The sequence below is a fragment of the Streptomyces sp. HUAS MG91 genome, from assembly GCF_040529335.1.
GTDB classification, from domain to species: Bacteria; Actinomycetota; Actinomycetes; order Streptomycetales; family Streptomycetaceae; genus Streptomyces; species Streptomyces tabacisoli.
Window position 1 is genome coordinate 2660318 of the sequence record NZ_CP159534.1, and the last position, 13671, is coordinate 2673988.

Below are 13671 nucleotides of genomic sequence, written 5' to 3' on the forward strand. Positions count from 1 at the left end.
GGCCTGGCGTGAGATGGGGAACATCTGTGCCACTTTCGTCACTTCCAGCACACCCGACGCGTACGCTGTACAGCTGAAATGAAACCGCTCCTGTGTGCTCCCCCAGGGAGGGAACGGTCGTAGAACGGCTCGTACAGGAAGTTGGCGCGCAGTGCTGGAGAGTGTGGGGTCGCTGGCCGACAGCCCATGGATCTACGTGGTCGTGGCGCTTTCCGTGCTCTTCGACGTCTTCCTGCCGGTGCTGCCCAGCGGTGTTCTCGTGGTCACCGCGGCCACGGCGGCCGCGGCCGGCACGGCGGGTGCCGCCACGGGCCGGCTGCCGAGCAGCACCCCCGAGCTGCTGGCCCTCGTCCTCTGCGCCGCGACGGCCTCGGTCCTCGGCGACCTGGTGGCCTACCGCCTCGCCTGGCGCGGCGGCGAGCGCCTGGACCGCGCCATCGCCCGCTCCCGCCGCCTCACGACCGCGCAGGAACGTCTCGGCGGAGCGCTCGCCCGCTCCAGCGGCGGACTCCTCGTGATCATCGCCCGGTTCGCGCCCGCGGGCCGTTCGATCGTCTCCTTCGCGGCGGGCACGACGCACCGCCGGGTCCGCGAGTTCCTGCCCTGGTCGGCGCTGGCGGGCGTGGCCTGGGCCGCGTACAGCGTGGCGCTCGGCTATTTCGGCGCGCAGTGGCTCGGCGCGAGCTGGCTGTCCACGGGCGTGTCGGTGCTCGCCCTGATCGGCGCGGGCACGGTGGCGGCGTACGTGATGCGCCGCCCGGTCCCTCAGGAAGCCTGAGCCTTCGCGGAACCCCGCACCTCAAGGCCGTCGAGCAGCTCGGCGGTGGCCCGGGCGATCTCGTCCACGGCCCGTTCGAACACCTCGCGGTTGTGCGCGGCGGGCGCGCGGAAACCGGACACCTTCCGTACGTACTGGAGGGCTGCGGCCCGGATCTCGTCCTCGGTGGCCTCTTCGGGGAGCGCTGGTGGGCGGAGGGTCTTGATGCTGCGGCACATGTTTCCAGTCTGCCGCGATCCGGCCGATCGGCCACACGTTCGCGTGAACTCCCCGACGAACTCCGGGAAGTGACTCGCCCCGCAAATTCGAACAGACGTACCATTGCCGAGTGGCAGCGAACGATGACACCGACGACTCCACTCGCAACCAGGGCTTTCCGAGCGACCTCGTCGCCGGTCAGGAGGAACTGCATCAGGTGCGCGCGGAGCTGATGGCCCTGCTCAAGCGGCTCCCGTGGTCGGTCGAGCCGGTCGACGCGATCAGCGACACCCAGGGCTGGCGCAGACTCGAGCGCCCGGCGTCCCCCGGCTGGACCGAGGACGATCAGGAGGCGGTCGAGAAGCTCCGCCGCCGCGAGCTGGAGCTGGCCGTCTTCGTGACATGCCACCGCCACTGGTCCGCCCTCACCGGCACCGAGGCGGTTCAGGCGCGGGCCCGCCTGAAGCACGTACACGATCCGGCCCCCGACACGGCCGGGAGCGACGGGGACTGAGCCCCGCGGGAGGTGGTCAGCGGCTGCGGCGCGAGGTGAGGTACCAGGCGACGGCGGCGATGACGATCAGGATGATCAGAATCTTCATGCCCTACGAGTGCCCGCCGCTGCGCACATCACGCGCGCGGGCCGCCCGGCGCCAGCATGTTGCACGCCTGCCCGGGAATCCGGTGTGCATGACCCCTGCCATCCGCACCGCCCGCGCCCTCACCGCCACCGCCGTCCTCTCCGTGGCCTGCGCCGCCTATCTGGCCGCCACGGACGCCGTGTGGTGGGCCGTCGCCCTCGCCTACGTCACGGCGCTGCTCGCCTACTGCGCCCAGCGCTCCCGCGCGGACCACCACCGCATCCTCGCCGCCCACGACAGAGCCCGGCGCCTCGCCCTGGGCGAACTGATCGACGACGGCCTCCCGTGCTGCACCCTGTGGACCCTGTCCGCCGGCGAGGTCCACGGCCCCGGCTGTCTGCGCCCCCACGACCCGGACGCCGAACTCCAGAACGCGTGCTGCGCCGACGGCTTCGTCTCCCGCGGCCTGGCCCACACCCAGCCCTGCCGGACGGCCTCGGCACGGGTCGGCGCCGCCTGATCCCGGTACCGGCCCGCGCTACTCCTCGGACTGCGGAAGGTGCCGGGCGGCCTGCCGGAGACGCTTCTCGACGTCGTGCGGGTCGAGGCCGTTCTCCTCGGCGTACCTGGTCACGGCCTCCTGCACGCGAGCCGCGGCGTCGAACCAGACACTCCGCTGCCTCTCGCGCTCGCCGTCGTCGAGGTGCTCGATCTTGCGGCCCTCTTCGTCGGCCGCCCGCTGCAAGTCGGTCAAACTGTCAGGAAGATCCACGAACGGATCCTAGGCCGCCGGGCCCCCGATCACGGAAGAGGCCCTCCGACGACATCGCCGAAGAGCCTCCGGGACACGCCCGCCCGGCGGCGGCATCTGCCGGACAGCCGCCTCGCACTGCTGAACCAAAGGCGTCGAGGCCTCGTCTACTGAGTCAGGATCTCCCCCGCCGCCCGTCTGCCTGGCCCTGACCACGCAAGGAACTGCGCCGTGTTCTCCGCGATCTTCCGACATCACGTCGGTTACCTGACTGTCTGCGTCCTCCTCGGACTCGTCCTCGGCGCAACAGCGTGGGCCCTCGCCACGAAACGGGGGAAGCCGCACGGCCCTTGGTGGTTCGCACTCGCCTTCACCCTCACCGGCGTGCTCGGCGTCACTTTCATGGGAGGCGGGGCGGCGAGCCGCGCCTGCGTTCTCAATCACCAGTTCGGCGAGCCGTTCCATACGACCCAGGGAATGTGGAATCTCGCCATGACGGTTCCCGTCGGCGCGTTCGCCGTCTTGGCCGTCCGGCGTCCCCTACCGGTCCTGCTCGGCGTAGTGGCCCTGCCCTTGGGCATCGAATTCATCCAGGCCACCGTCGACGGCCTCGGCCGTGTGTGCGACAGCTCCGACGCCGAGATGAACATCCTCGGCGGCCTCCTGGGGTTCACCGTCTCCGCCGTCTTCCTGACCGGCCGTCGCACCCTCGCCTGGCAGGCCGGCGCCAAGGGGACGTTGATCTCCTCGGCCGTGCTCCTGCTCCTCGTCTCCGGCGTCGCGCGCCCGATGCTCAGCTTCACCAACGTGGACGGCACCAGCCTGGTGGACGCCGACGCCGACCAGGTGAAGGCCGCGGAAGCCGCCGTGACAGAGGCATTCGGCGATCGCTACACCGTGGGAGAGCTCTACGAGCAGCCCTGCGGGGACTCCGCCTGTACGAACATCATCTTCAACCTGCACAGCCGCGAGCCCGGGCACACCAAGGACTTCGCCTACGGAAGCCTTTCCTGGCCGGACAAGAAGCACCTGACGGTACACCTCGAAGACAGCGCCCGCCCGACCGTCATGGGCTACCCGGTCGCAGACGCCGCAGCCCCCTCCAGCGGCAAATCCGCCCATCAGATCGCCACGTCATTCGCCGAGGAGAAGTACCCCTGGGCCTCCGGCGCGACCACGAACGAGACATCCCAGGTGGGCGAGAAGGCCGAACTCGGCTGGATGACGAACTGGCGCTGGACACACGACGACATCCTCATGCCGAGGATGCTGGACGTACAGATCGACAGGGCCGGCCACGTTTCCCAGTTGGACGTCACCCTCGGCCCGACGCGTACAAGAATGCCGAAATCGAAGGTTCGAGGCGCAGAGGCGAAAAAGGCTGTGGTCAAGGCGGTTGAGGCTCGGCTCGAGGCCAATCAGAACACCGGCGCGGAATTTCGGGCCGAGGCAGTCGCGCGTCAGGCCATTGATCAGGATGGCAAGTGGGAACCGAACTGGCTCGTCAACGTGACGTGGCCGCAGAGCGAGAAGAGCGACGACCCGCCGCCAGTGGACGTGTACCACGTGAATGCTCTCACCGGACGGGTCTACGACAGCGACGGCAAACTCCTGCCGGGCACCTGAGCGACCGCCGCCAAGCCGGGTGAACGCGGTCTGTACCGCTCGGCGAAGATGCCGAATAATCTGTCTAGACCTGGATATCCCGGATACCCGTCTCATCTGGTCGGAAATCCGAAGCGTGCGTAATTCAAGAAACACGCAGCTCTCCATTTCGTACACCGAGGAACCTGATCACAGGCGGTTCCTCACGCAGTCTCTGCTCGAGAGCACTCCGGCTCGGTCCCTGTACGCGCTCATCTCGGAACTCGACAGCCGGTTTCCGCCGAGCCCCGCATAGGCGTCCGGAGCGCCGGTCGGCCTTCCGGGCGGTGGCACCCTCGGAGGACGGCGGGGGTGGTGTCGTCGAGGCCCCGACGGAAGAGGCTCCCGGGGTGATCACCCCGGGAGCCTCTGACCTGCTGCTTGACCACTGTGGGCGCGGACGGTTTCGAACCGCCGACATCCTGCTTGTAAGGCAGGCGCTCTACCCCTGAGCTACGCACCCGGAAGTCCCGGCGCTGCGACCAGGACGAGCCGACAGCGTACCTTGCCGATGCCCCTGCACGGCAAACACCCGAACCGCGGGGGCCCGCCCCCGCCCGCGACGCCGCCGTCGGGTCTCGGCCCGGACGGAAAAGTCACCCGGCGAACCGCGAACTAACCGACTCGTGTGTTCGTCATTAACCGGTGGGACAATGAACACCGGGCAGGGCTGACAGCAGAGCCGATGACGGCACAGGCAGCGCGGGAGAGTGAGTGACGACGGCGACGAACGAGCGCCCCGGCGAGGCGCGGGGCGCCACTGTTCAGCGGCCGGGTGTCCGGCGATCGCGCGCCCAGGGATCGCGCCGCCGGGCCCGACCGGCCGGTCCCCTCCGCGACCTCCTCGTCCTCACCCTGCTCCCCGTGCCGGTCCTGACCGCGGCGCTCAGCGGAGCGTTCAGCGCCGGCGGCACCCGCAAGTGGTTCGGGGGCCGTGCCGAGACCCAGCGTGCCCAGGCCCAGGAGGCCAAGGACGCGGCGGCCGCCGCCTTCTACGAGCTGGACACCGCCCAGCGCGACCTGCGCATCTCGATAGAGACGATCACCGCGGTCGACGACTCCCCCGCCGCCCGCAGAGCCGTCGGCGACTTCCAGCAGCTCGGCACCCGGATCGACGAGGTCAGCGCGCAGTACATCACCGCCGTCGACGCCCACGACCTGGACCGCGACGACCTCGACGCGGGCACGGCCTCCCGCGCCCGGGGCGAACTGACGGCGGCCAAGGACCAGTTGACCCGCACCAAGCAGGACCTGGACCGGTTCGCGCAGGGCCTCGGCCCGCTGCTCGGCAAGGCCGAGACCCAGCTCGCCCGCCTCGCCCCCGCGGTGGAGCGGGCCCGGCAGGCCCTGCTCGCCGCGACCACCGCGCTGGACGGCGTCCGGCAGGCGGGGCTGAAGGCCGACGACCTCGCCGCCCGGCTCGCCCGCCTCGGCCCGGAGCTGACCCGGCTGAACCAGGGCGCGGGCCAGCACGGCGTGCCCGAGACGCTGGAGCGCGCGGAGCGCGTCGCCCGGGATGCCGAGACGATCCGCGTGGAGGCCGAGCGGCTCCCGGAGAAGGCCGCGGAGATCGACCACCGGCTCGTGTCGCTGCGGACCCGGGCGCAGGCCCTGACCACCCGCGCGGGCCAGGTCGAGCCGGTCCTGAGCGAGCTGCGGCGCCGGTTCTCCGCCGCGTGCTGGCAGGACCTCCAGCGCGTCCCGGACCTCGCGGGGGAGAACGTGCGGCAGGCCGAGACCAAGCTCGCCGAGGCCCGCACGGCCCGCGACGAGCAGCGCTGGCCCGACGCGACGGCCCTGCTCTCCACCGTCCGCGCCCTGCTGAACAGCACCGACGAATCGGTCTCCGCCGCCTCCGACCGCCTCCAGCGGCTGAACGCGGTGGCGAAGGACCCCCAGCAGGAGATCGACCGCACCCGGTTCGCGATCCGGGACGCCCAGCGCCTGGCGATGACCGGGCGTGCCACGCCCGACCCGCGCCACGCCCGCCCGCTCGACGACTCCGTGGGCCGGCTCGACCGCGCCGTCGAGGGCCTGGAGGGCCGCCACCCCGACTACTGGCACTTCCTCACCGAGACCGAGGCCGTGCGGCAGACCGTGGCCCGGGTCGTCTCCCTGATCCGCGAGGAGCGCGGCGGCGCCTGACCCGGCTCCCGCTGGCGTTCGGCGCCCGCCGGGCGGACCCTGGAGGTACGCACGCGGTCGCGCGACTCAATCAAGGGGCGAGGAGCGAGGAGGCGAGGCCGTCATGGCCACACACGTACTCCGTCCGGGATCCCGGCGCCATGTCACGCTCGACGAACATCTGCCCGTCGATCACCGGCTGAGCATGGTGTACCGCGTCGGCGCGGGAGTGATGGGCCTGGTGCTGCTGGTGTTCGGCATCCTCGGGTTCATCGACAAGATCGGCTTCTTCGACACCCGTGGCGACACGGTCGCGGGCCTGAACACCAACGGCGCGCTCAGCGTCCTGTCCGTGTGCGTCGGCGTGCTGCTCATCGGCGGCATGCTGGCCGGCGGTGCCGTCGCCTCGACGCTCAACATGACCCTCGGCGTCCTGTTCATCCTCAGCGGGTTCGTGAACCTCGCCCTGCTGGACACCCGCTACAACTTCCTCGCCTTCCGCATCCAGAACGTCCTGTTCAGCTTCGCCGTCGGGCTGCTGCTGATGTTCTTCGGGATGTACGGGCGGGTCAGCGGCGGTCTGCCGCACGACAACCCGTACTGGAAGGCCCGCCACGCATCCTGACGGCGCTGGCTAGGCTTGGGCCATGCCTCGCTACGAATATCGCTGCCGCTCCTGCGGTGACACGTTCGAACTCTCCCGTCCCATGGCCGAGTCGGCGGACCCGGCCACCTGCCCGGCGGGCCACCCCGACACGGTCAAACTCCTCTCGACGGTCTCGGTGGCCGGCACCGCGTCGTCGTCCGCTCCGGCGCCGGCTCCGTCGGCGGGTGGCGGTGGTTGCTGCGGGGGTGGCTGCTGCGGCTAGCCTCCGGCGGACGACCGGTTCTCGCAGGTTCCCCGCGCCCCTGGGCAGTTCGGCACGCGCGGGCCGGTGGCCGCTTCTCGCGCAGTTCCCCGCGCCCCTGGAAACCAGTTGTCACGCGCGGCTCTCGTCGTGGCTGGTCGCGCAGTTCCCCGCGCCCCTGAGGCAGGCGCTCCGCGCCGCCTCCCCCTGAGGCTGCGGCTTCGCCGCGCCCCTCTTGATGAGATGCCGCACGAAGTGCGCATCTCAGGGGCGCGGGGAACTGCGCGACCAGCCCCCACCGGCCGTCAGCCGACGACGAAAGCCATGCTTTTAAGGCCGCGGGCGAACAACAAACCCGACAAGGCCCCGGCCCCGCCCCTCACAGCGCCCCGAGAAACCCCCGCACAACGGCCTCCCCGGCAACAACCCCCCGCTCCTCCAACACGGTGACCCTGGAAGAAACCCAGCCGGCATCGGCCAACTCCCCATGCCCGGGCCGCCACCCCCGATCCACGGCAAGCAACAGGTCGGCATCCAGCAACGAATCCCCGGCCCCGAGCACCTGCCCGGCCCCGACCCGCCGAGCAACCTCCCGCGCGGCCGCCCCCTTGGTCAACGGCTTCGGCACCGCATACACCTTGCGCCCCTGGAGCGACACCCCCCAGCCCAGCCCCGCGGCCCACTCCCCCAGCTCCTTGACCCACCCGGCGGGCAACCGCGCCCGGTCGACCACGAGGTAGGCGAACAACTCCTCGGCGACCCGCTCCTTCAGCAACCACTCCGGATCCGCGGCGGCGACCATCCGCTCCCGCACCTCCCCGAGCGGCGCGCACTCGGCGTCCAGCCGCTCCCGGACGCCCCGCGCCCACTCGGGATCGGACACCCCGTCGACCAGCAGATGACCACCGTTGGCACAGATCGCGTACGTCGGCGCCGGCCCGGGCAGCCGCACCCGCCCGTACTGCTCGCGGGTGCGCGTCGTCGTCGGCACGAACACGGCACGGCGGCCCAGTTCCACCAACAGCTCGGCGGCGCGCTCGGTGACGTAGGACAGCGGCTTCCCCTCGTACACCTCGACGCAGAGCAGCCGCGGCGCCTCGGCGTCGGGCACGGTGAGCCCGAGCGCGCCCGCGGAGTAGATCAACGTACGGTCGAGGTCACTGGCGACGACGGTCACCGCGGAGTGCTCGCTCACCGGGCGACCGCCTTGCCGTCGGCACCGGTGGCTCCCCGGGTGAACCGCGGATGGATCAACCCCACGCAGGTGTACGGCAGTTCGTCGACGACCTCCACCGGCACCCCGCGCTGCTCGGCGAGGAGCCTGACGTGGTCCAGGTCGGCGCCCGCGTCGGCCCGCGCCAGGATCTTCCACGGCACGCGCCGCAGCAGCACCCGGGTCGTCTCGCCGACGCCGGGCTTCACCAGGTTCACATCGTGGATGCCGTACTCCTCGCTGATCCGCTCGACGGCGGCCCAGCCCTCCCAGGTCGGGGTGCGGTCGGCGCCGAGCAGCTCCTTGACGTCGGCGTCCACCGCGTCGGCGACCTCGTCGAACCGCTCCTGGATCGCGTCGAGGAACCCCACCGACACATCCGAACCGGCCAGCTCCCGGTAGAACTTGGCCCCGTGGAAGTCGTCCGGCCCGACCAGGTCGGCCCGCAGCACGGTGCGCGATATCAGCCCGGAGACGGTCGAGTTGAGGCAGGCCGAGGGGATGAGGAAGTCCTCCCGGGTGCCGTACGTCCGCACGCACGACCCGGGGTCGGCGAGCACCGCGATCTCCGGGTCGAAGCCCCGCGGCCCGCCGCCCGCCTCGAACTCCTCGATCGCGGCGGCCAGTTCACGTGTGATGGCGCCCTTGCCCGTCCAGCCGTCGACGAACACGACGTCCGCCGGGTCGTGGTGGGCGGCCAGCCAGCGCAGCGCCGTCGCGTCGATGCCGCGGCCGCGCACGATCGACACGGCGTAGTGCGGCAGCTCCACGCCGTGCCGGTCGAGCGCCCACCGCCGCATCAGCACGCCGACCGGGGTGCCGGCCCGCGCGAGCGAGACGAGGACCGGGCGGCGCGGCGCGCGCTCGGCGAGCACCGTCTCCGTCACCACGCCCACCGCCCGCGCGATCCGGCCCGCCGACGTGTCGAGCGCCGCGTGGAACAGCTGCTGGTACTGCTCGCTGGGCTGGTACTCGACCGGCAGCGACTCCGCGTAGTGCGCGCCGCCGCTCTGGATGGCCTCCTCGCGCTCCTCGGTGGGCGCCTCCAGCCGTACGTCGGACAGGTCCTGGAGCAGCCAGCCGACCTCGTCGGGCGCGTACGAGGAGAAGGCGGGGCCGCGCAGCGGCTCGGGCAGCGACATGACGGACCTTTCGGGGATGTACGAGGGCACGACCACGACGACGACGCGCGCGGTGTGCTCGGCCACGCGATCCAGCAGCCCGCCGGGCGCGGCCAGTTCGGCGGTGTCGCCCGCCGAGTCGAGGACGACGACGACCGTGTCGAAGCCGCCGCCCGCCACGTTGTACGCGAAGCGCTCGCCGGGCCCGTCGGCCGGATCGTCGTGCGCGGGGAAGACGAGGCGGGTGCGGATCGCGTAGCCCGGGTCGTCGACGGCGAGGACGGGCGAGCGGGTGGTGGTGGAGTACGTGACGTCGGCGTCGGCCGCTTCGAGTGCGGTGGCGAGCCGCAGCGGGGCGTACATCAGCTCCTCGTTGCCGAGGACCAGGACGCGGCCCCGGGTGTGGGGGGCCAGCCGCTCGGCCATCGCGGGGAGCGCCGCCTCAAGCCGCTCGCGGTGCTCGGGACGGAAACCGTGCCGTCCGCCGTCCGGCACCCCCTCGGGCCAGCCGAGCCCGGCGACCCGGACGATCTCACCGCGCGTGCGGCGCGGCCGGGGCAGTGCGGCCGCCGCGCTTTCCGCGTGGCTCTTCTCGTACTCGGCGACCAGCGCCTGGCCCTTCGCCAGGACGCCCTCGGGCAGCCGCACGGTCCCGCGCGCGGACACGATGAGGTCCACCCGCGCGCCGATCTCGCGCGCGAACGCGTCGAGCCGGCCCTGGTCGTCGGGCGAGCGCATGTCGACGAGCGCGACGATCACGTACCGCTCCCGCGCGTGCAGCTCGTGCAGGACGCGGATGGTGTTGAGGACCGTGTTGCCGGTGGAGAACTCGTCGTCCACGAGGACCAGCGGGCCGTCGCCGGCCAGCAGCCGCGGGTTCTCCGGCAGGAGCAGGTGCGAGGTGGCGTGCGAGTGGGACTCCTCGAAGCCGCCCGCGCGGGCCACTCCCGCGACGGGGCGGCGCGTGGAGTGCAGATACGGGGCGAGGGCGAGGCCGTCGGCGACCGAGTGGCCGAGGCCCGTCGCGGTCTCCGCGTAGCCGAGCACGACGGAGCGTCGCGCCGCCTCGTCGCCGAGCAGTTCACGGACGCGTACGCCCAGGTCGTGGCCGGTGCGCCAGATCACCGACGGGCGCTGGGGGACGTGCTTGCCCAGCACGTTCGACACCAGGAGGTGGGCGCGCTTGGGGTTGCGGCGCAGGGCGAGCCCCAGCAGTCCGGTCAGCTCGGGGTCACCGGTCAGCTCGACGCCGAGCCGGTCGGCCACCCATGTCCCCGACCACACCTCGTCCACCGCGCCCACCGCGCCGTCAGCGTTCACCGCGTTCCTCGCCTCGGTCGTCATGCGGGCAGCCCCGCCGTCAGCAGCTCCACGAAACCGACGTCCTCCTGGGCCACGCCGAACGCCTCCGCGCGCTGGAGGGTCCGCTCGGCCCAGGCGCGGTGCGGCTTCACCTCGTTCATCTTGTTCGTGTACGCCGACCTGAGGACGCCGCCGCCGTCGCGCTCGGGGCTCAGGATGTCCCGCGCGTCGCTGTACTCCTCGTGGCTGACCACGGACAACGCGTGGACGGGCAGCACGTGCGAGGGGTGGATGCAGGTCTTGCCGAGCAGGCCGTTGGCCCGGTCGAGGGCGATCTCGCGCAGCAGCCCGTCCAGGTCGTGCTCGATGAGCGCCGCGCGCAGCGGCTCCGCGTCCTCCTCCAGGAAGGGGCTGCGGCGCAGCTGCGGTTTGAACATCCGCTCCTGGTGGCGGAAGTACTCCCAGACCGGTCCGGTCACCGTGAAGCCGGTGCCGTCGGCCCGCCCGAGCCGGTTGACCACGTCGGCGATCACGGAGGCCACGATCTGCACGTCGTACGCCGTCAGGTCGGCCGGGCGGCGCAGCCCGTACGCCGAGCAGAAGTCGGTGACGCCGAGCCGGAGCGCGAGCACGCGGTCGCGGTACTTGTCGACGGTGCGGAAGATCCCGGCGAGGGTCTCGGTGCGGGTCTCCAGGTGCAGCAGCTCGGGGGACTCGAGGACGGGCATGGCGAAAAGTCGCCGCCCGGAGGCCGCCTCGGCGGCGGTCAGCGCCTCGAGGAACGGAACCCCCCGCTCCTCGGTGAACTTCGGCAGCACGAATCCGGACAGCAGCGCCACGGCGGGCCCGAGGCGCCGGGTGAGGCCGGTGATCTGCTCGGGAGTGCGGACGCGAATGAACAGCAGCGGCGGCTCGGCCCCGTCCCGCTCGCTTCTCGCCAGCAGGTCGGTGAACTGGCGGACCAGATTGTCCTCGGCCCCGCTCACCTCGGCGTCGTCGATCGAATCCTCCAGGCACAGCACCATGGACACGACGCCGCGGCCGGCCTGCTTGAGCACGTCGTCCGCGAGACGCGGCCGGGTGGCCGGGCTGTAGAGCGTGGCGCCCAGTGCCGCCGCGAGCATGCGGGGCGGGGAGTCCGCGCCGAAGAGCTGCGGCTCCCGATGGAACAGACGCTTCCGCACCTGAGGGGCAATGTGCCCGAAATGACGCATAAGACTCCCCCGATACGACCCTGCTACGACCCTGACCCGCCCCGCGACGGCTTCTTCGGCTGCCCGGCGCTCCCGACGTGAAACGTACGAGGTGGCCGGTAATAGTACGTACAAAGCCATGTCAAGGGTTCCCGCCTGCAATGAAATTCTGGTAACCCGTGTATGTCCAGGGATGTCTTCCGGCCTCCGATACGGCCGGCGGCCCCGGCACCCCGCGTTGTCTCGGCCGGGCCGGGGAGGGCAGGATGACGGCATGACGCACGCGATGCTCAAGGGGGCGAACGTCCCGCTCGACGCCACGGCCGTGCGCGCCGTGCTCCGCTGGACCCCGGGGCAGGGCGTGCCGAACGTGGACGCCTCCGCCCTGCTGCTCGGTTCCGACGGGCGGGTCCGCTCCGACGAGGACTTCGTCTTCTACAACCAGCCCCGGCACCCCTCGGGCAAGGTCTGGCGGCTCGGCAAGAAGCGGGTGGCCGAAGGGCTCACCGACACCGTCCAGGCGGACCTCGGCGGCGTCCCCTCGGAGATCGGCAGCATCCTGCTGGTGGCCTCCGCGGAGGACGTAGAGTTCAAGCACGTACCGTCGCTGCGGATGTCCGTCTACGACGCCTCGGCCGACGGCGGCGAGCCGATCGCGCTCTTCGACATCAAGCCCGAGACCGGCGCCGAGACCGCGCTGATCTGCGGCGAGCTGTACCGGCGCGGTGACGGCTGGCGGCTGCGCGCGGTCGGCGAGGGGTACTCGAACGGTCTGGTGGGCCTCGCCACCGACTTCGGCATCTCGGTCGACGAGTCCGCCGCGTCGGCCCAGCAGGCGGCCCCGTCCTCCCCGGTGACCGAGCCGGTCCCGGTGGCCGAGCCCGCTCCCCCGACGCCCACACCGGCCACCGCGCCGGTCCCGGCCCCGCAGCAGGCGCGGCCCACCGAGCCCTCGTCGTTCCCGCTGCCGCCGCCGCAGCGTCCTCCGGCGTACGGCTACCCGCCGCAGCCCACGACGCAGCCGGCCCCGCAGCACCAGCCGGCGTACGGCTATCCGCAGCCGGTGGCGGCGCAGGCGTACCCGGACCCGTCCTTCCGACTGCCGCCCCAGGGGCCGCAGTTCATCGGCCGGTGACCGAGGCCTACTAGATCCGCCGGGCCGGTCCTAGACCTTCGACTTGTAGCCCCGGCCCCACTGCAGGCCCCACCCGTACAAGCGGTCGAGTTCCGCCTGGAAGCCGTACACGAAGCGGACCTCGCGCCGCACCACGAGATCGCCCTTGACGTTCTCGATGGAGACGACCGCGCAGGAGCGGGCCTGCGGGTGGCGCTCGTCGAGGCTGATCTCGATCCGCGGCCCGTTGCTCGGGTAGAGCGTGACGTGGGCGTGGGTCCGGTCGAAGGCCGGCGTCTGGTCGTAGATGTAGACGAACACCAGCAGTCGCTTGATGGACTCGCGGTGATCGAGATTGACGTAGATCGTCTCACCGGACGCCGAGCCGAACCGGTCGTCGCCGCTGAGCTGCACGTACGGCGGCGCGTTGAGGGACCCGAAGAAGCTGCCCAGCGGCTGTACGACACCCTTCTCGCCGCTCACCAGCTCGTACAGGCAGCCCAGGTCCAGGTCGACATTGACCATCGACTGGGTGTGCGCCTGCACGACATCGGGCTTGAACATGCTGAACGGATGCCGCAGCAGGCTCTTCCGCTCCGGCCCGCCGATGTCCGACGTACGCATCCGCCACGACAGGTTGATCCGCAGATTGCCGGTGGCCGCGCCCTGTTTGGCGAGCGAGACGACCGGGTGCCGCTTGGTGAGTTCGATGCTGTTGGTCGCCGCGCTGCCCGAATCGAAGTCGGACTGCGCGGAGTTGCCTCGCCATAGCTTGTCCCAGAAGGACATACCGCCCCCATGCCT

14 protein-coding genes and 1 tRNA gene are annotated in these 13671 nt (G+C 71.5%); 8 read left to right on the top strand and 7 right to left on the bottom strand.

What is annotated here, in order from left to right:
* Positions 1-151 precede the first annotated feature (151 nt).
* A complete protein-coding gene (locus tag ABII15_RS12320; protein ID WP_353942348.1) occupies positions 152-778 on the top strand; it encodes a VTT domain-containing protein in 627 nt (208 codons plus the stop codon).
* Here the strand turns inward: ABII15_RS12320 and ABII15_RS12325 are convergent.
* On the bottom strand, positions 766-996 hold the full coding sequence (locus ABII15_RS12325) for a DUF2277 domain-containing protein (protein ID WP_353942349.1): 231 nt from the start codon (positions 994-996) through the stop codon (positions 766-768). The genes ABII15_RS12320 and ABII15_RS12325 overlap by 13 nt on opposite strands.
* Positions 997-1106: 110 nt before the next feature.
* Between ABII15_RS12325 and ABII15_RS12330 the strand changes: the two genes are divergently transcribed.
* Positions 1107-1490, top strand: a complete 384-nt coding sequence (locus ABII15_RS12330; protein ID WP_353942350.1) for a hypothetical protein — start codon at positions 1107-1109, stop codon at positions 1488-1490.
* A gap of 176 nt (positions 1491-1666) precedes the next feature.
* The gene (locus tag ABII15_RS12335; RefSeq protein WP_353942351.1) at positions 1667-2077 is read left to right on the top strand and encodes a hypothetical protein; all 411 of its coding nucleotides are present in this window, start codon (positions 1667-1669) and stop codon (positions 2075-2077) included.
* A gap of 18 nt (positions 2078-2095) precedes the next feature.
* On the opposite strand, the gene ABII15_RS12340 is transcribed toward ABII15_RS12335, so the two are convergent.
* The gene (locus ABII15_RS12340) at positions 2096-2329 is read right to left on the bottom strand and encodes a hypothetical protein (protein WP_353942352.1); all 234 of its coding nucleotides are present in this window, start codon (positions 2327-2329) and stop codon (positions 2096-2098) included.
* 210 nt (positions 2330-2539) lie between these two features.
* Between ABII15_RS12340 and ABII15_RS12345 the strand changes: the two genes are divergently transcribed.
* A complete protein-coding gene (locus ABII15_RS12345; RefSeq protein ID WP_353942353.1) occupies positions 2540-3934 on the top strand; it encodes a VanZ family protein in 1395 nt (464 codons plus the stop codon).
* A 409-nt stretch (positions 3935-4343) separates the two neighbouring features.
* Here ABII15_RS12345 and ABII15_RS12350 read toward each other — a convergent pair.
* Positions 4344-4415 (bottom strand) — tRNA-Val (locus ABII15_RS12350).
* A gap of 251 nt (positions 4416-4666) precedes the next feature.
* On the opposite strand from ABII15_RS12350, the gene ABII15_RS12355 reads away from it, so the two are divergent.
* From ABII15_RS12355 to ABII15_RS12365, 3 genes are all read left to right on the top strand, one after another.
* Positions 4667-6097, top strand: a complete 1431-nt coding sequence (locus ABII15_RS12355; protein ID WP_353942354.1) for a hypothetical protein — start codon at positions 4667-4669, stop codon at positions 6095-6097.
* A gap of 103 nt (positions 6098-6200) precedes the next feature.
* The gene (locus ABII15_RS12360) at positions 6201-6701 is read left to right on the top strand and encodes a DUF4383 domain-containing protein (protein ID WP_353942355.1); all 501 of its coding nucleotides are present in this window, start codon (positions 6201-6203) and stop codon (positions 6699-6701) included.
* Positions 6702-6723: 22 nt separating this feature from the next.
* Positions 6724-6945, top strand: coding sequence for a zinc ribbon domain-containing protein (locus tag ABII15_RS12365; RefSeq protein ID WP_353942356.1), 222 nt, complete (start codon positions 6724-6726; stop codon positions 6943-6945).
* Between the two features lie 358 nt (positions 6946-7303).
* Here the strand turns inward: ABII15_RS12365 and ABII15_RS12370 are convergent, their stop codons facing one another.
* The 3 genes from ABII15_RS12370 to ABII15_RS12380 are packed head-to-tail and all read right to left on the bottom strand — an operon-like array spanning position 7304 to position 11774.
* A complete protein-coding gene (locus ABII15_RS12370; protein WP_353942357.1) occupies positions 7304-8119 on the bottom strand; it encodes an HAD family hydrolase in 816 nt (271 codons plus the stop codon).
* Entirely contained in the window at positions 8116-10602 is a 2487-nt protein-coding gene (locus tag ABII15_RS12375) for a phosphoribosyltransferase (RefSeq protein WP_353942358.1), read from the bottom strand. Before ABII15_RS12375 ends, ABII15_RS12370 begins: the two co-directional genes overlap by 4 nt.
* On the bottom strand, positions 10599-11774 hold the full coding sequence (locus ABII15_RS12380; protein WP_353942359.1) for an HpcH/HpaI aldolase/citrate lyase family protein: 1176 nt from the start codon (positions 11772-11774) through the stop codon (positions 10599-10601). Before ABII15_RS12380 ends, ABII15_RS12375 begins: the two co-directional genes overlap by 4 nt.
* A gap of 253 nt (positions 11775-12027) precedes the next feature.
* On the opposite strand from ABII15_RS12380, the gene ABII15_RS12385 reads away from it, so the two are divergent.
* The gene (locus ABII15_RS12385; RefSeq protein WP_353942360.1) at positions 12028-12888 is read left to right on the top strand and encodes a TerD family protein; all 861 of its coding nucleotides are present in this window, start codon (positions 12028-12030) and stop codon (positions 12886-12888) included.
* A gap of 30 nt (positions 12889-12918) precedes the next feature.
* Here the strand turns inward: ABII15_RS12385 and ABII15_RS12390 are convergent, their stop codons facing one another.
* On the bottom strand, positions 12919-13656 hold the full coding sequence (locus ABII15_RS12390; RefSeq protein ID WP_353942361.1) for a Tellurium resistance: 738 nt from the start codon (positions 13654-13656) through the stop codon (positions 12919-12921).
* Positions 13657-13671 lie beyond the last annotated feature (15 nt).